The organism is Ruegeria sp. B1, assembly GCF_056535885.1.
In genome coordinates this window covers 1,365,503-1,389,417 of sequence record NZ_JBQFJA010000001.1, presented here as the reverse complement: position 1 = coordinate 1,389,417, position 23,915 = coordinate 1,365,503, and the positions used below count along the sequence as shown (strand labels likewise).

Genomic DNA, 23,915 nt, shown 5'->3' with positions numbered 1-23,915 from the left:
ATGCGATTTGAAACCCCTCTTGTCCCCGCCCGGCTGATCCGCCGTTACAAACGTTTTCTGGCCGATTGCCTGCTGGAGGATGGCCGCGAGATCACAGCTCATTGCGCCAATCCCGGCTCGATGCTTGGGTTGGCCGAGCCCGGGATGAAGATCTGGCTGGAGCCCAATGACGATCCCAAGAAAAAGCTCAAATACGGCTGGCGTCTGGTCGATCACGAAAACGGGCATTTCACCGGCGTGGACACGTCGGTCCCCAACAAGGCCCTCCGCGCAGCGCTTGTAGAGGGCGAGATCCCCGAACTGGCCATGTACGAAACCGTACGCCCCGAGGTGAAGTACGGCCAGAACAGCCGCATCGATTTTCTGATGACGCAGCCGGGGCTGCCCGATGCCTATGTCGAAGTCAAATGCGTGACCCTCTCGCGCCAGCCGGGTCTGGGCGAGTTTCCTGACAGCGTCACCGCGCGCGGCACCAAGCATCTGGGTGAATTGGCAGCAATGGCAAAGCAGGGGCACAGGGCCGTTCTGCTGTATCTGGTTCAGCGCACCGATTGTGACCGCTTCGCGCTGGCTGCGGACATCGACCCGACCTATGCGGCGGCTTTCGAAAACGCGCAAGCGCATGGCGTGGAGCGATTGATCTATGACACTCAGATCTCACCTGACGGTGTTTGGGTCAGACGACGCCTTACTGCATAAGGTGGGTGAGCGCGCCTGTACCATCCACGCCTGTCACACACCGTTTCCGATCTCCGGCCACAACTCTGGATCCAGTTTGCGCACAAATGGGGCCAGTTGGTCGGACGCTTCGCGCCAGCGTCCAACGGATGATCCGTTCACCGGTTTGCGGATTTGCAAGTTGCTCGCTGTTTTGACCGCATCCGCAGATGCGTGTGGCGACAGCATGCCCTCCTCGAATTGCAGATCGCACAAGTGCGCAAGGCGTTCAGAGATGTCTTCCAAATTGTTCACTAGGTGCTCGTACCGGATGTTGTGAACACGCTCGTGCAGCATATCCTGCCAGTGTCGTATGTAGCGCCGATACCGGTTGGCCTCAGCCGCCATCCATTTCATGTCATGGGTGAAATACAAACCACCGGCCCCAAAATGTGCACGCCACATAGACAGAGCTACGTCTCGGGGGTCCCGTTCGACATTCAGGATTACCGCATTGGGAAACGCCTGAGCCATTGCGCCAAGAAAGGCATAGTTACCAGGTGCCTTGTCTACAAAGGCCACGGCGTCGCCGGTCAGGTTGGGGAGTCTCTGAAAATAGTAATCCGCCAGACCTTGTACGTCTTGCCACCCGTCCGGTTCCGCCAAAGCTGTTCGGGCCCAATGGTGCACACTTGCCAGTTCTCCAAGCCCCTGCACGCCGGAATGAGCCGACAAAATAAGCTCAACCAACGTGGTGCCGGATCGCGGCAGGCCAACGACAAAAATCGGTCGGGGGACGGCTGAGCGCTAGACCGGATCGAATTATTTTGGATTTCGGACCGCCTTAATTTGGATTGATCCGGCTTCAATCGCTCGGTCTTTTCGTCTGGGTTGAGGTGGTGAAGCTCCTGCCACTGATCTCATGGCGTGCGCAGGCCGCACCATAGCCGATGTCTATTCAAACATAGGATCGGAGTATTTCACAATACAGCAACCGGGTTCTAAGGTTGGGTATGGAACGAACTGATTGCCCCCTGAGGGCTCGGCCAAAAAATCGCCCACATCTGCAATACATTCAGCCTGTTACTTGCGAGCCGGGTGGGTCGGGCGGTTCATCGGTATCAACGGCGCGCGGTCGCAACCAAGCAGTTACAATCTAACAGCTAAAGAATAGCAATCATCATGCGCCTGTTTAAGACGTTAGCCCTGACCACGACGGCCATTGTCACCTTTGCCACCTCCGTCGCGGCGAGTATCTACTCGGATCAACTCACCTCCTATTCAAATCAACAGGCCTTGCAATTCCTCGTCAGTGAGCATGCGCGCGATCCATCAACCTTCGAGGAGGCACGCAAGTACATCCTCCTGAGCCGACCAGCGATTATGGAGGACTACCTCAACCAAACCTTAGACCGGGCACCAGACACCCGTAGTTTTTCTCTTTCGGAGCTAAGCACAGGGGAGACCTTCGGAATTGGTTCGATCGCCCTTGGGCTCGCCGCAGTTGGGCTTGCAGCTTCTCTCGCAGGCGGTGGTGGTGGAGACTCTGAGACAGGCTCCGGCCCAAATCCAGGCCCCGGTATTCCAAGCCCAGGTCCCGGCACTCCAAACCCGGGCCCCAACCCAGGCCCCGGTCCCAATCCAGGCCCCGGTCCCAACCCAGGCCCCGGTCCCAATCCAGGCCCCGGTCCCAATCCAGGCCCCGGTCCCAACCCAGCTCCCGGTCCCAACCCAGGCCCCGGTCCCAACCCAGCTCCCGGTCCCAACCCGGGTCCCGGTCCCAACCCAGGCCCCGGTCCCAACCCAGGCCCCGGTCCCAACCCAGGCCCCGGTCCCAACCCAGGCCCCGGTCCCAACCCAGGCCCCGGTCTCAACCCAGGCCCCGGTCCCAATCCAGGCCCCGGTCCCAATCCAGGTCCCGGCCCTAACGATCCCGCCTACTACCAAACCCCGGAATTCAACCGAAACGAGGGCCTGTCTTTGATTGGAGCCGATGTGCGATACGCAAAGGGCGCACGAGGGCAAGGTGTAAAGATTGCAATCCTGGACACGGGCATTGATGTCGACAATCCGGAGTTCGAAGGGAAAATCGACTTTGACCACAGCCAGTCCTACTTTGTCGGAGACCCCAAAGATATTTCTGAACCCTTCGGTTCTAGCTCTGCCAGTCATGGCACGCATGTCGCCCGCATCGCTGCAGCCAGGAAAGACGGTGAAGGCATACACGGCGTTGCCTTTGAATCCGAGCTTGTCATCTTCAAGGGAATAAGAGCACGGGGCACCACCACCGAATTGACCACCCCTAACACTGTAGAGATATGGCGTGATGCCATAAACCGCTCAATCGATGCCGGTGCGCACGTCATGAACAACAGCTGGGGTACCACCTATAGTATCGGTGGTATCGTACGCACCTCACTAATCACTGAGTTTATGCATCCAGCTTTCACTTTGGACCAAAATCGCAACCGTCTCATAGCAACTCTTGGAGACGAGACCATCACCGCCCTGAATAGAGCCAAATCCGAAGACTTGATGATCGTTTTTGGCGCAGGAAACACCAGCGAGCCCGAGGTCTCATACTATGCAGGCATTCCAGTTGTCCTGCCCGAGTATAAGGACCACTTTATCGCCGTTGTCGCGGTCGATGTTGATCGCGTTGACGAGGAAAAAATAAAAATAGCAGACTACTCCAACCACTGTGGCGTCGCACAGGACTTTTGCCTCGCTGCACCAGGCGACGTTAGAGTTTATCACGACAACGGCCACGGCTACGCTCTGTTGCCCGGAACGTCCTTCGCCGCCCCACACATCGCTGGAGCCTATGCCGTCTTGAAGAGCCAGTGGCCTCACCTGACCGCCCCCGTAATCGCTGAGATTATGTTCGCTGCAGCTGAAGACCTCGGTGAGCCGGGTGTTGACCCGATCTACGGGCAGGGTCTCCTCAATCTGGAACGCGCCATGCTTCCTATGGGTGAGCTTGTTGTCTACCAGGGGAACACCACCGAGAGCGCCGCCATGCCTCTTGCCGAAACCGGCATCGTCGCCAGCGGCGCCCTGGCGCCAGCCCTCAACCAGGCCCTCGCAGGGCAGACCCTGATGGTTGCAGATAAGTATACGCGCGGATTTGAGCTTGCTGCCAGTGCCCTGGTCTCCGAACTCAAGGCGCCAGAACCCCGCCCCACCTTTGTACGGGAAACAAAGGCCAGCGACAGCCTCACACTCATGCGTTCAGATCACGGAACAGGTCTCCGTTTTGATGGGGATGTGTTCTCCTATGAGATAACTCTCGGCGACATAGATCCAGACGCAGATCCATTTGGACAGCTTCTGACAGAAGACTACTCATTCAGGCACAAGTTTGAACTCACACAAGCGCTGGCCCTTATTACTGACCACGCGGTCGGATCATCCACGGGCTCCTTCTCAAGGACCAGCATAGGGCTTGAAGCAAAAGACAAAGATGGGTCAGGCCTTTCTGCCCAGTTCGGCCTCATAGAAGAAAACGGCACAGTCCTTGGATCCCGCTTTATGGGAGCCGCGGGTCAGGGCGGACGCAGCTCTACCTCGTTCTTGGAAATATCCGGATCTGTTGCGGTCGGGCAGGGCACGCTCCTGACGGTATCGGGCACGCAAAGCAGGACAGATTTCAAACAGGCAGGCCTGGTCACTGGCGGCAAAAGCCTGACGGGGCGTGCCGGCAGCGTCTCAATCAGCAAGAAACGCTTTCTCGGCAGCCCAGGCACGATGCGCTTGTCGATATCCAGTCCGCTCCAGATCTCCTCTGGTGAGATTTCAATCGATCTCCCCCGGGACAGGGTTGCAGCAGTGGCCGGTCAGGAAAGCACGGGCGTGACAAGAAGCTCTCAAACTGTGCAGATTACATCTTCAGTGCGGCCGATAGATATTGGCCTGACCTATCAGCTTGCTTCAGAAGCCCCCGGACCGGAAATTCTGTTTAACGCGGGATATCGCGCACAAGGCGGTGACCCCAATCCCTACATTGGGTTTGCCCTCAGTCACAGGTTTTGAGCCGCACGGGCAGATGTTTCGGCCACTTCATCTGCCGAGAGAGCTGCGCAGTGCATAGCGCACCAGATGCACGATGCAGGTCTGAACCAGGGCCTCAGGGACGGCGGAGAACAGCAGCCGGTACATGCATTGGGCCGCTGAGATTTCTGCGTCATTTTCAGGATAAAGTGAAGGCGGTGCACCGATTACAGGTCTGTGGCGTAATTCCAGGGCATCAGGCTGCTGATGTTGGACTGTTTATGCCCGTTTGCGATAGCGGTCAGTGTTTGGGTGAGCCAGGCACGGCCATTGGTTAGAACGTAATGCAGGGCGGAACGTCGAACTGATGTGGTTGACTGGGCAACTCGCCCTGACCAGAAGACCATTGCAGACTTCTGGTGCGATAATGGTGCTTGTGGCGACTGTTTGCTCAGGCCGTATTGACAAAGTAACAGTCTGACAGGTGCAGACCCCACCATAGCCTTTTCCTATTCAAATATAGAATCATGGTATTTTCCAATTCAGCGATCTGGATCCAGTGTTGGATGCGGGACGAATTAGCTGGACGTATTCGCGGGCAATCAGACAGCAAAAGTCAAAAGCAACAAAACTCTGGAACGCTGGCCAGGTCCCCCTGTGTCACCGGCGGGTTCAGGGTCAGGGCGAGATCATCTCAATTGCACACAGCTTGAATTGGATAAAGAAATGACCGTAATGAACAATGCACCTGTCGCGGCTGATGATACTGTTGATCCGAGTGAGTTCCTGGTCAATGACTTCACCGATGGCTCTCAAAGCGACCCGAGTGTTACCGCTCTCGCCAATGGCCATTTCGTCGTCACATGGCAGTCTGATGATGGACAGCCGGGCGATACGTCTGAAACTGCCATCAAGGCCCGTATTCTCAATGAGAATGGTGTCGAGATTGTCAGTGAATTCCTGGTGAATGAGTCTACTAATGGTAGTCAATTGACCCCCAGCGTTACCGAGCTCGCCAATGGCCATTTCGTCGTCACATGGCCGTCCAATGATCAGGAGCAAGGGCATCCGTCTGGTTTTGACATCAAGGCCCGTATTTTTGATACGGATGGTAATGAGATTGTCAGTCAGTTCCCGGTCAATGAAGTTACCCATGACATGCAAGGCTGGCCGAGCGTGACAGCCCTTGCCAATGGCCATTTCGTCGTCACCTGGCATTCTCTTGACGGGCAGCAAGGGGATACGTCCAGTTCTGCCATCAAGGCCCGCATTTTCGATGCAAATGGCGATGAGATTGTCAGTGAATTCCTGGTCAATGAATACACCAATGACGCGCAACTATACTCGAGCGTTACAGCGCTCGCCAATGGCCATTTTGTCGTCACCTGGCATTCTTGGGACCAACAGCACGGGGATACGTCTTGGTCTGCCGTCAAGGCTCGTATTTTCAATGAGAATGGCGATGAGATTGTCAGTGAGTTCCGTGTCAACGAATTCATCAACTTCTGGCAAGAGGACCCGAGTGTGACAGCCCTCGCCAATGGGGGTTTTGTTGTCACCTGGGGGTCTCATGACCAGCAGCAAGGGGATGCGTCCGCTTCTGCCATCAAGGCCCGTATTTTCAATGAGAATGGCGATGAGATTGTCAGTGAGTTCCTGGTCAATGAATTCACCGATAGCTGGCAAGTATACCCGAGTATTACAGCGCTCACCAATGGCCATTTTGTTGTCACCTGGATGTCTGAGGACGGGCAGCAAGGGGATACGTCCGGTACTGCCATCAAGGCCCGCATTTTCAATGAGAATGGCGATGAGGTTGTCAGTGAATTCCTGGTCAATGAATTCACCAATGGCTGGCAACAGAACCCGAGTGTGACAGCCCTCGCCAATGGGGGTTTTGTTGTCACCTGGGAGTCTCATGACGGACAGCAGGGCGATGGGGACCTCGCCATCAAGGCCCGCGTTTTTGATGCGAACGGTGTTGCTCAAAGTCACAAGATTATCACAGAAGATGTTGTCACCCTGATTGAGACCGCCACGCTTCTGGCCAATGACAGCGATGTGGATGGAGATGCGCTGACGGTGATGGATGTGTCTCCGACGAGTGCACATGGCGCGGCCCTGACGCTGAACACAGACGACGGGACGATCAGCTATGATCCAACCGGCGCAGACGCTGTTCAGGCCCTGGCAGAGGGTCAGACCCTGACGGATACATTCACCTATACGGTCGAGGACGGTAATGGCGGGGAGAGCACCGCAAGTGTTTCCGTGGTTGTTCATGGAGCCAACGATGCGCCTGTTGTGGCGATTGTATTGCCTGATCAGTCTTCCGTGGAAGATGAGACCGTGAGCTTTGTGCTGCCGGCGAACGCATTCACGGATGTGGATGGGGATGCGCTGACCTTGAGTGCGACACTTACGGATGGCACGGCCCTGCCGGACTGGCTGGTGTTTGATGCGGTTGCAGGGAGCTTCTCAGGCACACCGCCGCAGGATTTCAATGGCATGGTCAATGTACTGGTGACGGCCAGTGACGGGTCTCTTTCAGCAAGCGATGCCTTTGCGCTTGAGATTACCCCTGTCAACGATGCACCTGTCGCAGTTAACGATGTTGTGCAAAGTCCCACTCCGATCACCGAAGATGTTGTGACCTCAATTGATACCGCCACGCTTCTCACCAATGACAGCGATGTCGACGGGGACGCACTCACGGTGACAGCGGTTTCTGCCACAAGTGCGCATGGTGCAGCCCTGACGCTGAACACTGATGGGACCATCAGCTACGATCCCACCGGGGCAGCTGATGTTCAGGCCCTGGCAGAGGGCCAGACACTTATCGACACATTTTCCTATGCGACCGATGACGGCAATGGCGGTGTGGGCGTCGCAACCGTTTCGATCATTGTGCACGGAACCAATGATGCCCCTGTTGTGGCACTTGCATTGTCCAATCAGGCTTCCGTGGAAGATGAGGCCGTGAGCTTTGTGCTGCCGGCGAACGCATTCACGGATGTGGATAGCGATGCGCTGACCCTGAGTGCGACACTTACGGATGGCACGGCCCTGCCGGACTGGCTGGTGTTTGATGCGGCTTCCGGCAGCTTCTCAGGCACACCGCCCCAGGACTTCAATGGCACATTGAGTGTCACGGTAACGGCCAGTGACGGGTCACTTTCAGCCAGCGACACCTTTGCGCTTGAGATCACACCTGCCAATGATGCACCTGTGGCAGGTCATGATATTGTTGGCACGAGTGAATTCCGCGTCAATGAATTTACAGATGGCAAGCAAGAGTCATCGAGTGTTACAGCCCTCACCAATGGCCATTTTGTTGTCACCTGGGAGTCTGATGACCAGCAGCAAGGCGATGCGTCTGGTTCTGCCATTAAGGCCCGCATTCTTGATGCGAGTGGAGCTGAGATTGTCAGCGAATTCCTGGTCAATGAGATTACCGATGACTGGCAAAACAGCCCGAGCGTTACAGCGCTTTCCAACGGCGATTTCGTCGTCACCTGGCAGTCTTCTGACGGACAACAAGGCGATATTTCCAGTACTGCCGTCAAGGCCCGCATCTTTAATGCGAATGGCGGTGAGATCGCCAGTGAGTTCCTGGTCAATGAGTTTACCGATGGCGGTCAGGCGTTCTCGAGTGTGACAGCCCTCGCCAATGGGAGTTTTGTCGTCACCTGGACGTCTGATGACCAGCAGCAAGGCGATGCGTCTGGTTCTGCGATCAAGGCCCGTATTTTCGATGAGAACGGTGTTGAGATTGTAAATGAATTCCTGGTCAATGAGTTCACTGATGGCAAGCAAGAGTCATCGAGTGTGACAGCCCTCACCAATGGCCGTTTTGTTGTCACCTGGGAGTCTGATGACCAGCAGCAAGGCGATACGTCTGGGGGTGCCGTCAAGGCCCGCATTCTTGATGCGAGTGGAGCTGAGATTGTCAGCGAATTCCTGGTCAATGAATACACCGCTAACACTCAAGGGAGCCCGAGCGTCACAGCGCTCGCCAATGGCCATTTCATCGTCACATGGAGGTCTAACGACGGGCAGCAAGGTGATACTGATTGGGCCATCAAGGCCCGTATTTTCGATGAGAACGGTGTTGAGATTGTAAATGAATTCCTGGTCAATGAGTTTACCAATAACGGCCAACACGACCCGAGTGTTACCGCCCTCGCCAATGGCAATTTCATCGTCACCTGGCACTCTTATGACGGGCAACAAGGTGATGCTTCCAGCTCTGCCATCAAGGCCCGCATCTTTGATGCGGATGGTAACGAGATCGTCAGTGAATTCCTGGTCAATGAATTTAACCATCTCTTTCAAGGCAACGCGAGTGTAACAGCCCTTGCCAATGGCGATTTTGTTGTCACCTGGCAGTCCGATGACGGGCAGCAAGGCGATACGTCCGGTTCTGCGATCAATGCCCGTATTTTTGATACAAACGGTGTTGCTCAAAACCCCTATCTTATCACCGAAGATGCTGTCACCTTGATTGAGACAGCCACGCTTCTTGCCAATGACAGCGATGTCGACGGGGATGTGCTCACGGTGACAGCTGTGTCTGCCACAAGTGCGCATGGCGCAGCCCTGACGCTGAACACCGATGGGACGATCAGCTATGACCCAACCGGCGTAGACGCTGTTCAGGCTCTGACAGAGGGCCAGGCCCTGACGGATACATTCACCTATACGGTCAGTGACGGCAATGGCGGGGAGAGCACCGCAACGGTTTCCATCGTTGTGCACGGAGCCAATGATGCGCCTGTTGCAGTGGATGATGTTGTTGACCAGAGCGAATTCCTGGTCAATGAGTTCACCGATGGCAGTCAAAGCGCCCCGAGCGTCACAGAACTTGCTAACGGGCATTTCGTCGTCGCCTGGATGTCTCATGCGCAGCAGCACGGCGACATGCCCGATTGGGCTGTCAAGGCGCGTATTTTTGATGCGGATGGCGGTGAGATCGTCAGTGCGTTCCTCGTCAATGAATTCAACAATGGTGCTCAACCGAGCGTTACAGCCCTCGCCAATGGGCAGTTTGTCGTCACCTGGGTGTCTGAAGGCGGGCAGCCAGGTAACACGTCCGATTGGGCCATCAAGGCCCGTGTTTTTGATGCGGATGGCGGTGAGATCGTCAGTGAGTTCCTGGTCAATGAATTCAATAATGACTGGCAGCTCAACCCGAGCGTCACAGAACTTGCCAATGGCCATTTTGTCATCACCTGGCAGTCTGGAGAAGGACAGCGGGTTGATACGTCTGATTATGCCATCAAGGCGCGTATTTTTGATGCGAATGGCGTTGAGGTCACCAGTGAATTCCTGGCCAATGAGTTTACCAATGACAGTCAAATCAGTCCGAGCGTTACGGCCCTCGCCAATGGCGGTTTTGTCATCGCCTGGATGTCTCATGACCAGCAACTAGGCGATGTGCCTGGTGGAGCCATCAAAGCGCGTGTTTTTGACGCGGACGGCGTTGAGATCGTCAGCGAGTTCCTGGTCAGCGAGTTTAGTAATGACTGGCAAAGCACTCCGAGCGTTACGGCCCTCGCCAATGATCATTTTGTTGTCACCTGGATGTCTGATGAGCAGCAGCAAGGTGATACGCCCGATTGGTCTGTCAAGGCCCGTATTTTTGACGCGAATGGAAATGAGGTCGCCAGCGAATTCCTGGTCAATGAATTTACCAATGACAGTCAAATCAGCCCGAGCGTTACAGCCCTCGCCAATGGCGAATTCGTTGTTACCTGGGTGACTGGAGACGAGCAACAAGGGGATGCTTCCAGCTCTGCCATCAAGGCCCGCATCTTTGATGCGGATGGTAACGAGATCGTCAGTGAATTCCTGGTCAATGAATTCACTAATGACACTCAAACCGAGCCAAGTGTTACAGCCCTCGCCAGTGGCCATTTCGTCGTCACCTGGCAATCTAGAGACGGGCAGCAAGGCGATACTTCTGATTGGGCCATCAAGGCCCGTATATTCGATGCAAATGGTGTTGCTCAAAGCTCCAACATCATCACCGAAGACGCTGTGACCCTGATTGATACCGCCACCCTTCTTGCCAACGACAGTGATGTTGACGGGGATGCGCTCACGATGACAGCGGTGTCTGCCACGAGTGCGCATGGGGCAACCCTGACACTGAACACTGACGGGACCATCAGCTACGATCCCACCGGTGCTGCGGTTGCGCAGGCGCTGGCAGTTGGCGAGACCCTGACGGATACCTTCACTTATACGGTCGCGGACGGGAATGGTGGGGAGAGCACCGCAAGCGTTTCAGTTGTTGTGCACGGAAGAAACGATGCGCCTGCCGCGATTGATGATGTTGTTGCTCTAAGTCCGAATATCATCACAGAAGATGTTGTCGTCCTGATTGATACCGCCACCCTTCTTGCCAACGACAGCGATGTCGAGGGGGATGCGCTCACGATGACAGCGGTGTCTGCCACGAGTGCGTATGGGGCAACCCTGACCCTGAACACCACCGATACGATCAGTACAATCAGCTACGACCCAACCGGCGCAGACGCTGTTCAGGCCCTGGCAGAGGGCGAGACCCTGACGGATACCTTCACCTATACCGTCGAGGACGGCAACGGCGGTCAGAGCACCGCAAGTGTTTCAGTTGTTGTGCACGGAACCAACGATGCTCCTGTCGCGGTTGATGATGTTGCGCAGAGCCCCACTCCTGTCAGAGAAAATGTTGTTACTTCGATTGATATCGCCACCCTCCTGGCCAATGACAGCGATGTCGACGGGGATGCCCTCACGGTGTCAGAGGTCTCTGCCGAAAGCGCGAATGGCGCAACCCTGACGCTGAACACCGATGGGACGATCAGCTATGATCCAAGAGACGCAGAAGCTGTTCGGGATCTGGCCGAGGGGGAGACCCTGACGGATACCTTCACCTATACAGTCAGCGACGGCAATGGCGGGGAGAGCACCGCAACAGTCTCCCTTGAGGTCATTGGAGCCAATGATCCACCTATTGGGCCACCTGTATTGCCCGATAACTCTTCCGCAGAAGATGAGGCTGTGAACTTTACACTACCACCGGACGCGTTTGGCGATCCGAATGGCGATGCGTTGACCTTGACCGCAACGCTTGCGGATGGTTCGGCGCTGCCGGACTGGCTGGTGTTTGATGCGGCTACGGAGAGTTTCTCGGGCACACCGCCCCAGGACTTCAACGGCATATTGAACATCATGGTGACGGCGAGCGATGGCTCACTTGCAACAAGCGAGACCTTTACGCTTGAGATCACACCGGTCAATGATGCCCCTGTCGCAGCTGATGATTTTATTGGCGCAAGTGAACTCCGCGTGAATGAATTTACCAACACCATACAAAATGCTCCAAGTATTGCCGCACTGGCCAATGGCAATTTTGTCGTCACCTGGACGTCTGATGCTGGGCAGCAAGGGGATGCTTTTTCTTCTGCTATCAAGGCGCGTATTCTTGACGCGAATGGTGTTGAGATCGTCGGCGAGTTCCTGGTCAATGAGTTTACCGATAGCTGGCAATTGATTCCGAGTGTGACAGCGTTGGAAAATGGTAATTTTGTCGTAACCTGGTCGTCTATTGACCGACAGCAAGGCGATCCATCTGATTATGCTGTCAAGGCGCGTGTTTTCGATGCGAACGGCGGTGAGATCACCAGTGAGTTCCTGGTCAATGAATTTACCGATGGCGATCAAGCGTTCTCGAGTGCGATAGCGCTTGCCAATGGCCATTTTGTCGTCATCTGGGAGTCTGAAGACCAGCAGCAAGGCGATACGTCTCCAACTGCGATCAAGGCGCGTATTTTCGATGCAGAGGGTGTTGAGATCGTCAGTGAGTTCCTGGTCAATGAATTTACCGATTACGATCAGCGGAACCCAAGTGTGACAGCGCTGGAAAATGGTAATTTTGTCGTCACCTGGCACTCTTATGCCGTGCAGCAAGGCGATCCATCTGGTTATGCTGTCAAGGCGCGAATTTTCGATGCGAATGGCGATGAGATTGTCAGTGAGTTCCTGGTCAATGAATTTACCAATGACTCTCAATGGAATTCGAGTGTTACAGAACTGGCCAATGGTCATTTTGTCGTCACCTGGGAGTCTGGTTACGGGCAGCAGGGCGACACCGAAGGTTCTGCCATCAAGGCCCGTATTTTGGACGCGAATGGCGATGAGGTTGTCAGTGAGTTCCTGGTCAATGAATTTACTGATGGCAATCAGGATACCCCAAATGTTACGGCCCTCGCCAATGGCCATTTTGTCGTCACCTGGGCGTCTGATGATGGGCAGCAAGGCGATGATCGCTGGGCCATCAAGGCGCGTATTTTTGACGCGAATGGCGATGCGGTTGTCAGTGAATTCCTGGTCAATGAATTCACCAATGACACTCAAATTGCGCCGAGCGTGACAGTGCTCGCCAATGGCCATTTTGTCATCATATGGATGTCTAACGACGGGCAGCAAGGTGATACGTCTGGTTATGCCATCAAGGCGCGTATTTTCGATGCAAACGGTGTTGCTCAAGGTCCCGAGCCGATCACAGAAGATGTTGTGACCCTGATTGAGACCGCCACGCTTTTGGCCAACGACAGCGATGTCGACGGGGATGCGCTCACGATGACAGCAGTGTCTGCCACGAGTGCGCATGGCGCGACCCTGACGCTGAACACCGACGGGACAATCAGCTATGATCCCACCAACGCGGATGCTGTCCAGGCTTTGGCAGTTGGGCAGACACTTATCGACACATTTACCTATACGGTCGAGGACGGCAATGGCGGGGAGAGCACTGCAACAGTTTCAATTGTTGTTCACGGAAGAAACGATGCACCCGTTTTAGCAATTGCATTGTCCGATCACTCTTCAGCGGAAGATGAAGCTGTGAGCTTTGCACTGCCAACCAATGCGTTCACGGATGTGGATGGCGATGCACTGACCTTGAGTGCGACACTGACGGATGGTGCGGCGCTGCCGGACTGGCTGGTGTTTGATGCCATTGCGGGGAGCTTCTCGGGCACACCGCCGCAGGACTTCCATGGTACATTGAGTGTGACCGTGACGGCCAGCGATGGGTCACGCACAGCAAGCGATAGCTTTGCCCTTGAGATTCCCCTGTAAACGATGCACCGATCGCGGTAGATGATCTTATTGGCGCGAGTGAACTCCGCGTGAATGAATTTACCAACACCGGACAAAAGACTCCAAGTATTACCGCACTGACTAATGGCCATTTTGTCGTCACCTGGGACTCTCGTGATGGGCAGCAAGGCGATGCTTCTTCTTCTGCCATCAAGGCGCGTATTATTGATGCAGAGGGTGTTGAGATCGTCAGTGAGTTCCTGGTCAACGAGTTTACCCATAGCTGGCAATTGAACGCGAGTGTCACGGCGCTCGCCGATGGCCATTTTGTCGTCACCTGGTCGTCTTTTGACCAACAGCAAGGCGATCCATCCGGATATGCTGTCAAGGCGCGTGTTTTCAATGCGGATGGCAGTGAGATTGGCAGTGAATTCCTGGTCAACGAGTTTACTAATAACGGTCAATTCATCTCGAGTGTAACAGCACTGGAAAATGGCCATTTCGTTGTCACTTGGGAGTCTGAAGACCAGCAGCAAGGCGATACGTCTCCAACGGCCATCAAGGCGCGTATTTTCGATGCGGAGGGCGGCGAGATCGTCAGTGAATTCCTGGTCAATGAATTTACCAATGGCGATCAGCGGGACCCAAGCGTTACCACTCTCGCCAATGGCCATTTCGTCGTCACCTGGCATTCTCACGCCTTGCAGCAAGGCGATCCATCCGGTTATGCCGTCAAGGCGCGTATTTTCGATGCGAGTGGCAGTGAGGTTGTCGGTGAGTTCCTCGTCAATGAATTTACCAATGGCTGGCAAATCAAGCCGATTGTTACAGCGCTCACCAATGGCCATTTCGTTGTCACTTGGGAGTCTGAAGACCAGCAGCAAGGGGATGCTGATTGGGCCATCAAGGCGCGCATTTTTGATGCAAACGGTGTTGAGATCGTCAGTGAGTTCCTCGTCAATGAATTCACCCATAGCACGCAACGCGACCCAAATGTTACGGCCCTCGCCAATGGCCACTTTGTCGTCACCTGGGCATCTGATGATGGGCAGCAAGGTGATGATGGCTGGGCCATCAAGGCGCGTATTTTCGATGCGAGTGGCAGTGAGGTTGTCGGTGAATTCCTCGTCAATGAGTTTACCAATGACATTCAAGGCACTCCAAATGTGACAGCGCTCGACAATGGTGATTTTGTCGTCACCTGGCATTCTCTTGACGGGCAGCAAGGCGACACTGATTGGGCCATCAAGGCGCGTATTTTCGATGCAAACGGTGTTGCGCAAGGTCCCACGCCGATCGACGAAGATGTTGTGACTTCGATTGAGACCGCCACCCTCTTGGCCAATGACAGTGATGTTGAAGGGGATGCACTGACGGTAACAGCGGTCTCTGCCGCGAGTACGCATGGGGCCGCCCTTACGCTGAATACCAACGGGACCATCAGCTATGATCCAACCGGCGCAGATGCTGTTCAGGCTCTGGCAGAGGGCGAGACACTTATCGACACCTTCACCTATACGGTTGAAGACGGCAATGGTGGGCAGAGCACTGCAACGGTTTCAATCGTTGTTCACGGAAGAAACGATGCACCTGTCGCGGCTGATGATAGCGAGGTTGAAAATACTATTGATGCAGAAAGTACAATTGACGCAAGTGAGTTCCTGATCAATGACTTTACCAATGGCACCCAAAGCGACCCGAAGGTCGCAGAACTCGCCAATGGCAACTTCGTCGAAACTTGGGAATCCCCTGATGAATCTCACTTTACTGACATCAAGGCACGTATTGTAGACGTAGATGGCGTTGAGATTGTCAGTGAGTTCTACGTCATTAAAGAATGGGCTTTCCAACGTTCGCCGAGTGTTACAGCATTCTCTAATGGCAATTTCATCGTAACTTGGCTGCATAAAGATAACGGATATTTAGAGACTAACGCAAGCGTTTTTGATGCGAATGGCGTCGGGATCAGCGGCAGGTTGAACGTCGTCGACGGGTTCTATCAATACATCATAAGTGTTACAGAGCTCGCCAATGGCAATTTCGTCGCAAGCTGGTCGACTGGACCCTGCAATAACGATCTTTGTGGTTCTGACAGCTATTTCCGTGTTTACGACGCGAATGGCGGGGACATCAGCGGCCTCCTCAAAGTCAATGAACCTCTCAATGCCATTGACGACTGGCAGCATGGCGTTAGTGTTACAGCACTCGCGAATGGCAATTTCGTCGTTACCTGGGAGGCTACTGACCCGCAAGACGGTTCTTACGATACTGCTATCAAGGCCCGTATTTTCGATGCGAACGGCGGGGAGATCGCCAGTGAATTTCTGGTCAATGCAATCATCGATGGCGCTCAAAGAAACCCGAAGGTTACAGCGCTCGCCAATGGCGATTTTGTGGTCACCTGGGAGTCTAATGACCAACAGTACGGCGCTTCGTCTGCTTGGACCATGGAGGCCCGTATTTTCGATGCAGCCGGTGTTACTCAAAGTTCCGATATTATCTCGGAAGGTTTTGTCACCCTGATTGAGACAGCCAGTCTTCTTGTCAATGACAGCGATGCCGAGGGAGATGCACTGACGGTGACAGCGGTCTCTGCCGAAAGCGCGCATGGAGCAGTCCTGACGCTGAACACCGATGGGACCATCAGCTATGATCCGACCGGCGCAGAGGCTGTTCAGGCCCTGGCAGAGGGCGAAATGCTGACGGATACATTTACCTATACCGTCAGAGATGGCAATGGCGGTGAAAGCACCGCAACGGTTTCAGTTGTTGTTCGCGGAAGAAACGAAGCACCGATCTTTGGCACCGCTGGTGATGATATCCTGACCGGCACCGCTGGCGATGACATCCTAAACGGCGGCGCGGGCGATGATTATCTGTATGGTAGCGCTGGCGATGACCGTCTGGATGCTGGCACAGGCAACGACATCCTGACCGGCGGCTCGGGGGACGATACCTTCGTCTTTGATCCCGGTTTTGGCGAGGATATCATAACCGATTTTGCGGCTGGTGCTGCGACGGAGGATATCATCGAGTTCAGGGGTGTCACCAACCTGACATCTTATGCGGACGTCCTGAACAGCGCGGCGGATAACGGCACCGATACGACCATCACGCTGGATACGGACAACAGCATTGTCCTGAAGAATGTGGTCGTGTCGGACCTGTCCTCCGACGACTTCCGGTTTTACGCGTAAAGACCACAACGCATGGTGTCGCAATCACGCACCCAGGACGGGCTTGTTGCGGAGTGCCTTCAGGCACTCCGTTCTACGCTCGCAGGTGTTGGCCTGCTCAGCCTGCCGATCAATCTCCTGATGCTCAACAGTTTGAATTGGAGAACATAATGACCGTTATGAACAACACACCCATTTTGGCAATTGCGTTGCCTGATCAGTCTTCCGCGGAAGATGAGGCTGTGAGCTTTGTCCTGCCAGCGCATGCGTTCACGGATGTGGATGGCGATGCGCTGACCTTAAGCGCAAAGCTTGTTGATGGTACGGCCCTGCCGGACTGGTTGGTGTTTGATGCGGTTGCGGGGCGTTTCTCGGGCATACCGCCCCGGGACGTCCATGGGACATTGATTGTCATGGTAACGGCCAGCGACGGACCTCTTTGCGCAAGCAGCACCTTTGCGCTTGAGATTACGCCTGTCGACGATACACCAGCCGCGATTGATGGGAGTGTTGGCGCGAGCGCGTTCAGCATCAACGAATTCACCAATAGTTCGCAATTCTACTCGAGCGTTACAGCCCTCGCCATTGGTGGCGGGGGCGATGATTATCTCTATGGTGGTGATGGCGATGACACGCTGCAGGGCGGCGGGGGCAATGACTGGCTGCATGGCGGTGCAGGTGCGGATGTTCTGGATGGCGGCGCGGGTAATGATGGGGCGGGGTATTGGGATGCGGCCTCCGGCGTGACGGTTGATCTGGGCAATGCCGCGGCCAACACGGGTGACGCGACGGGCGATAGTTTTGTGTCGATCGAGAATCTCGCGGGATCGGCCCATGCAGACATGCTGTATGGGGATGAGGCCAATAACAGCCTGTGGGGTCTGGGCGGAGACGACGCGCTGCATGGTGGCGGGGGCGATGATTATCTCTATGGTGGTGATGGCGATGACACGCTGCAGGGCGGCGGGGGCAATGACTGGCTGCATGGCGGTGCAGGTGCGGATGTTCTGGATGGCGGCGCGGGTAATGATGGGGCGGGGTATTGGGATGCGGCCTCCGGCGTGACGGTTGATCTGGGCAATGCCGCGGCCAACACGGGTGACGCGACGGGCGATAGTTTTGTGTCGATCGAGAATCTCGCGGGATCGGCCCATGCAGACATGCTGTATGGGGATGAGGCCAATAACAGCCTGTGGGGTCTGGGCGGAGACGACGCGCTGCATGGTGGCGGGGGCGATGATTATCTCTATGGTGGTGATGGCGATGACACGCTGCAGGGCGGCGGGGGCAATGACTGGCTGCATGGCGGTGCAGGTGCGGATGTTCTGGATGGCGGCGCGGGTAATGATGGGGCGGGGTATTGGGATGCGGCCTCCGGCGTGACGGTTGATCTGGGCAATGCCGCGGCCAACACGGGTGACGCGACGGGCGATAGTTTTGTGTCGATCGAGAATCTCGCGGGATCGGCCCATGCAGACATGCTGTATGGGGATGAGGCCAATAACAGCCTGTGGGGTCTGGGCGGAGACGACGCGCTGCATGGTGGCGGGGGCGATGATTATCTCTATGGTGGTGATGGCGATGACACGCTGCAGGGCGGCGGGGGCAATGACTGGCTGCATGGCGGTGCAGGTGCAGATGATCTGAATGGCGGCGCGGGTAATGATGGGGCGGGGTATTGGGATGCGGCCTCCGGCGTGACGGTTGATCTGGGCAATGCCGCGGCCAACACGGGTGACGCGACGGGCGATAGTTTTGTGTCGATCGAGAATCTCGCGGGATCCGCTCATGCAGATTTGCTGTATGGGGATGAGGCCAATAACAGCCTGTGGGGTCTGGGCGGAGACGACGCGCTGCATGGTGGCGGGGGCAATGATTATCTGTACGGCGGCGCGGGTAACGACACGCTGCAGGGCGGCGGGGGCAATGACTGGCTGCATGGCGGTGCAGGTGCGGATGTTCTGGATGGCGGCGCGGGCCAGGATGGGGCCGGGTATTGGGACGCGGCCTCCGGCGTGACGGTTGATCTGGGCGATGCCGCGGCCAACACGGGTGACGCGACGGGCGATAGTTTTGTGTCGATCGAGAATCTCGCGGGATCCGCTCATGCAGATTTGCTGTATGGGGATGAGGCCAATAACAGTCTGTGGGGTCTGGGCGGAGACGACGCGCTGCATGGCGGCGCCGGTAATGATTGGCTGATAGGCGGTGGTGGCAACGACGCGCTGACCGGGGGTGCGGGAGACGATGCCTTCGTCTTTGATCCCGGTTTTGGCGAGGATATCATAACCGATTTTGTGGCTGGTATTGCGACGTTGGATGTCATCGCGTTCAGGGGTGTCCCCAACCTGGCCTCCTATGCAGAAGTGCTGAACAAGGCGGCGGATGATGGCACCGATACGACCATCACGCTGGATACGGACAACAGCATTGTCCTGAAGAATGTGGTCGTGTCGGACCTGTCCTCCGACGACTTCCGGTTTTACGCGTAAAGACCACAACGCATGGTGTCGCAATCACGCACCCAGGACGGGCTTGTTGCGGAGTGCCTTCAGGCACTCCGTTCTACGCTCGCAGGTGTTGGCCTGCTCAGCCTGCCGATCAATCTCCTGATGCTCACCGGATCACTGTTCATGCTACAGGTGTATGACCGGGTGCTGGCGAGCGGTTCGGTGCCGACGCTGATCGTGCTGGCGGGTTTGGCGGCTGCGGCATGGCACCCAGTGATCGGGCTGTCCCTGCGGCTCAAAACCTGTGACTGAGGGCAAATCCAATGTAGGGATTGGGGTCACCGCCTTGTGCGCGATATCCCGCGTTAAACAGAATTTCCGGTCCGGGCGCTTCTGAAGCAAGCTGATAGGTCAGGCCAATATCTATCGGCCGCACTGAAGATGTAATCTGCACAGTTTGAGAGCTTCTTGTCACGCCCGCGCTTTCCTGACCGGCCACTGCTGCAACCCTGTCCCGGGGGAGGTCGATTGAAATCTCACCAGAGGAGATCTGGAGCGGACTGGATATCGACAAGCGCATCGTGCCTGGGCTGCCGAGAAAGCGTTTCTTGCTGATTGAGACGCTGCCGGCACGCCCCGTCAGGCTTTGGCCGCCAGTGACCAGGCCTGCCTGTTTGAAATCTGTCCTGCTTTGCGTGCCCGATACCGTCAGGAGCGTGCCCTGCCCGACCGCAACAGATCCGGATATTTCCAAGAATGAGGTAGAGCTGCGTCCGCCCTGACCCGCGGCTCCCATAAAGCGGGATCCAAGGACTGTGCCGTTTTCTTCTATGAGGCCGAACTGGGCAGAAAGGCCTGACCCATCTTTGTCTTTTGCTTCAAGCCCTATGCTGGTCCTCGAGAAGGAGCCCGTGGATGATCCGACCGCGTGGTCAGTAATAAGGGCCAGCGCTTGTGTGAGTTCAAACTTGTGCCTGAATGAGTAGTCTTCTGTCAGAAGCTGTCCAAATGGATCTGTGTCTGGATCTATGTCGCCGAGGGTTATCTCATAGGAGAACACATCCCCATCAAAACGGAGACCTGTTCCGTGATCTGAACGCATGAGCGTCAGGCTGTCGCTGGCCTTTGTTTCCCGTACGAAGGTGGGGCGGGGTCTTGGCGCCTTGAGTTCGGAGACCAGGGCACTGGCGGCAAGCTCAAATCCGCGCGTATACGCATCTGCAACCATCAGGGTCTGCCCTGCGAGGGCTTGATTGAGGGCTGGCGCCAGGGCGCCGCTGGCGACGATGCCGGTTTCGGCGAGAGGCATGGCGTCGCTCTCGGTGGTGTTCCCCTGGTAGACGACAAGCTCACCCATAGGAAGCATGGCGCGTTCCAGATTGAGGAGGCCCTGCCCGTAGATCGGGTCAACACCCGGCTCACCGAGATCTTCGGCTGCCGCGAACATAATCTCAGCGATTACGGGTGCTGTCAGGTGTGGCCACTGGCTCTTCAATACGGCATAGGCGCCAGTGACATAGGCGGCTGCAATGGATGTTCCGTTCAAGTGAGTGAAGCCGTTGCCGTTGGGGATGATAATGACACCTGCGCCTGGCGCAGCGAGGCAAAAGTGCATTGCGACGCCACAGTGGTTGGAGGAGTGCCATAGGCTCTTGTCTTCACGGACAGCAACGACGGCGATGAAGTAACCGAGATAATCGTCCTCCAGAACGACTGGAATGCCTGCGAGGACTCCGACCTCGGGCAGGCCGCTGTTACCTGCGGCAAAAATGTTCATCAAGTCAGCCTCTTTGGCGTCATCCAGGGCGTCGAGGGTTTTGCGGCCAAGAAATTCTTCGAGATTTTTGCTATTTTCGTCCGGAGTTTCAGTTGTGAAATCCGTGATTGGCATTTCGACGATGAAATCATCGACAATTTTGGTTCGACCCCAGCTGTTGTTCATGACATGCGCACCAGCGTCAATTGCGCGGTTTATGGCATCAGCCCATATGTTCTCGATCGGAATCGTAAATTCGGTGTAGTCGCCCCGTTTTCTTATTCCTTTGAAGATGACAAGCTCGGATTCAAAGGCAACGCCGTGCAGGCCTTGACCGTTTTTCCTGCCTGCAGCGATGTTGGCAACATGCGTGCCATGACCGGAACGGCCATGACCGTCAGGCTCAGAAATATCGTCGGGGTCTCCGACAAAGTAAGAGTGGCTGTTCTCAAAGTCGATTTTCCCTTCGAATTCTGGACTGTCGATATCAATACCTGTGTCCAGGATTGCAATCTTTATGCCCTGTCCTCGCCAGCCTTGAGCGTATTTTTCATCGGCTCCAATCAGAGACAGAGCATAGTTTGCGTTGAATTCTTCGGTCCGGAAGAAAGCGGGATTGTCCGGACCGGGGCCTGGGTTGGGACCGGGGCCTGGGTTGGGACCGGGGCCTGGGTTGGGACCGGGGCCTGGATTGGGACCGGGGCCTGGATTGGGACCGGGGCCTGGATTGGGACCGGGGCCTGGGTTGGGACCGGGACCTGGATTGGGACCGGGACCTGGATTGGGGCCGGGGCCTGGGTTGGGACCGGGGCCTGGGTTGGGGCCGGGACCTGGATTGGGGCCGGGGCCTGGGTTGGGACCGGGGCCTGGGTTGGGGCCCGGGTTTGGAGTGCCGGGACCTGGGCTTGGATTTGGACTGGGGTTTGGAGAAGGTGATGGGCTGGGACCTGGGTTTGGAATACCGGTGCCTGGATTTGGGCCGGAGCCTGTCTCAGAGTCTCCACCACCACCGCCTGCGAGAGAAGCTGCAAGCCCAACTGCGGCGAGCCCAAGGGCGATCGAACCAATCCCGAAGGTCTCCCCTGTGCTTAGCTCCGAAAGGGAAAAACTACGGGTGTCTGGTGCCCGGTCTAAGGTTTGGTTGAGGTAGTCCTCCATAATCCCTGGTCGGTTCAGGATAATGTACTCTTTCGCATCCTCGGAGGTCGATGGATCGCGCGCATGTTCGCGAACGAGGTAGCTCAAGACCTGTTGATCTGAGTAGGAGGCGAGTTGGCCTGCGTAGATATTCGCCGCGACGGAGTTGGCAAAGGTAATAATGGCCGTCGTGGTCAGGGCTAACGTCTTAAACAGGCGCATGATGATTGCTATTCTTTAGCTGTTAGATTGTAACTGCTCGGTTGCGACCGCGCGCCGTTGATACCGATGAACCGCCCGACCCACCCGGCTCGCAAGTAACAAGCTGAATGTATTGCGGATATTGAGGATTGCTGACCGATCATTCGGTAGGCGGGCCATTCGTTTCCTGCCCAACTTTAGAACCCGGTTACTGTATTATGAAATACCCCGATCCTATGTTTGAATAGACATCGGCTATGGTGCGGCCTGCGCACGCCATGAGATCAGTGGCAGGAGCTTCACCACCTCAACCCAGACGAAAAGACCGAGCGATTGAAGCCGGATCAATCCAAATTAAGGCGGTCCGAAATCCAAAATAATTCGATCCGGTCTACCGCCCTTGAAGACCCAGGATTCAGATAGCTCAGGATGCGCATAGATACCCGCGAGCGCCCAGCCAAGCGCGTAATCCTTTTCCACCACGTGCGGGGTAAGGCCCTGCGTACTGGCAAGTCCAAGGATTTCGCGCTTATCGATCATGCGGGGCGTCCTTCATCCAGCTATCCGGCACACGCAAGCGCCAACGTGTGATGAGACGCGGACACTCCAAAGACGGGTCCAGCTTGGCATGCCCCTTGGTGAGATGCTTGCGCGCTTTGCGGGCAACTATTCCGCCCTTTTCGTGGCGTTCAGCAAGAAAACCGAGCCGCTTGAAGACCGCGCCGTTTCCGTGGCGCAAAGCGTAGTCGATCAACAGATCAGGGTTGCAATCAGGCCGCTGTAGGTAGCGATCAAAACACTCCGAGACATGTTGAATGCCCCCGCCAACCCGGGGATCATCGAGCATATCGATGATTGTGCGGTTAATATCAGACACCGGAATACGGGTCTGGCCACGCCAAACCGTTTTCGTCCCGAATATCATCTCATTCTTGATGTGCTTGAGTGTAAAGACCGCACCCTGCCGCTCGACTGTCCGGCCGGCAACCGAGCGGGCCGTAAACACAAGAACATCGCGAAATATCTGTTCGGTGAGGTCCCAATGCTCGGCAGCGGTCCGTCCCCCAATGTAACATGGCTCAAATAGCGTCGGCACAAGAATCCAAGGGTCCTGCAAGACCTGCCTCGCATCGAGAAGATCAAGCTGAACAGGTACATATGCCCCGCTACCAACTCGCCTGAGCCAGCCTTGGGCGGTCCATCTTGAGAGTAATTTCGCGGCCTGGTGACGGTCGATATCCAAAGCTCGCACTGCATCGTCAATACGCACGACATCCCCTGAAGCCTGAATGACTGTAGTGAGGCGGGCGCGCCCGCGAGCCAGCGGTGGTCTCGAATCGTTCATACTACATTAGAGTACACAAAATTCTCGGAAATAGCGAATTTCTATCTAAGTATAGTACTATACTTCCGGTATATACCGCATACCGGAATTCGCGAATTTCATGAATTTTCGCC

At 55.8% G+C, this 23,915-nt stretch carries 10 protein-coding genes and 1 pseudogene; 6 read left to right on the top strand and 5 right to left on the bottom strand.

The genetic code is table 11. The features are described 5' to 3' along the window. Window positions 1-699 (top strand): DNA/RNA nuclease SfsA, encoded by a 699-nt coding sequence (gene sfsA, locus ACR3ES_RS06645; RefSeq protein WP_170428285.1) that lies wholly within the window; start codon window positions 1-3, stop codon window positions 697-699. 33 nt (window positions 700-732) lie between these two features. On the opposite strand, the gene ACR3ES_RS06640 is transcribed toward sfsA, so the two are convergent. Continuing rightward, window positions 733-1,443 (bottom strand): sulfotransferase family protein, encoded by a 711-nt coding sequence (locus ACR3ES_RS06640; protein ID WP_480425560.1) that lies wholly within the window; start codon window positions 1,441-1,443, stop codon window positions 733-735. Between the two features lie 396 nt (window positions 1,444-1,839). Between ACR3ES_RS06640 and ACR3ES_RS06635 the strand changes: the two genes are divergently transcribed. Further along, a complete protein-coding gene (locus ACR3ES_RS06635) occupies window positions 1,840-4,689 on the top strand; it encodes a S8 family peptidase (protein WP_480426462.1) in 2,850 nt (949 codons plus the stop codon). A gap of 185 nt (window positions 4,690-4,874) precedes the next feature. On the opposite strand, the pseudogene ACR3ES_RS06630 reads toward ACR3ES_RS06635, so the two are convergent. After that, a pseudogene (locus ACR3ES_RS06630) lies at window positions 4,875-4,973 on the bottom strand (transposase domain-containing protein); the annotation flags it as partial. A 400-nt stretch (window positions 4,974-5,373) separates the two neighbouring features. Here ACR3ES_RS06630 and ACR3ES_RS06625 point away from each other — a divergent pair. The 4 genes from ACR3ES_RS06625 (at window position 5,374) to ACR3ES_RS06610 (ending at window position 19,675) form a co-directional block, all read left to right on the top strand. Further along, window positions 5,374-13,776, top strand: a complete 8,403-nt coding sequence (locus ACR3ES_RS06625) for a tandem-95 repeat protein (RefSeq protein WP_480634704.1) — start codon at window positions 5,374-5,376, stop codon at window positions 13,774-13,776. 50 nt (window positions 13,777-13,826) lie between these two features. After that, entirely contained in the window at window positions 13,827-16,934 is a 3,108-nt protein-coding gene (locus tag ACR3ES_RS06620; RefSeq protein WP_480634703.1) for a tandem-95 repeat protein, read from the top strand. Window positions 16,935-17,083: 149 nt separating this feature from the next. Continuing rightward, window positions 17,084-19,405: a putative Ig domain-containing protein gene (locus ACR3ES_RS06615; RefSeq protein WP_480425063.1), complete on the top strand. Its 2,322-nt coding sequence runs from the start codon at window positions 17,084-17,086 to the stop codon at window positions 19,403-19,405. A 12-nt stretch (window positions 19,406-19,417) separates the two neighbouring features. Beyond that, window positions 19,418-19,675, top strand: a complete 258-nt coding sequence (locus ACR3ES_RS06610; RefSeq protein WP_480425061.1) for a hypothetical protein — start codon at window positions 19,418-19,420, stop codon at window positions 19,673-19,675. Here the strand turns inward: ACR3ES_RS06610 and ACR3ES_RS06605 are convergent. From ACR3ES_RS06605 to ACR3ES_RS06595, 3 genes are all read right to left on the bottom strand, one after another. Continuing rightward, the gene (locus tag ACR3ES_RS06605; protein WP_480425060.1) at window positions 19,659-22,478 is read right to left on the bottom strand and encodes a S8 family peptidase; all 2,820 of its coding nucleotides are present in this window, start codon (window positions 22,476-22,478) and stop codon (window positions 19,659-19,661) included. The two genes, ACR3ES_RS06610 and ACR3ES_RS06605, sit on opposite strands and share 17 nt — an antisense overlap. A gap of 333 nt (window positions 22,479-22,811) precedes the next feature. Further along, on the bottom strand, window positions 22,812-22,997 hold the full coding sequence (locus tag ACR3ES_RS06600) for a hypothetical protein (protein WP_480423916.1): 186 nt from the start codon (window positions 22,995-22,997) through the stop codon (window positions 22,812-22,814). Beyond that, window positions 22,987-23,802, bottom strand: a complete 816-nt coding sequence (locus tag ACR3ES_RS06595; RefSeq protein WP_480423914.1) for a type IV toxin-antitoxin system AbiEi family antitoxin domain-containing protein — start codon at window positions 23,800-23,802, stop codon at window positions 22,987-22,989. Before ACR3ES_RS06595 ends, ACR3ES_RS06600 begins: the two co-directional genes overlap by 11 nt. Window positions 23,803-23,915 lie beyond the last annotated feature (113 nt).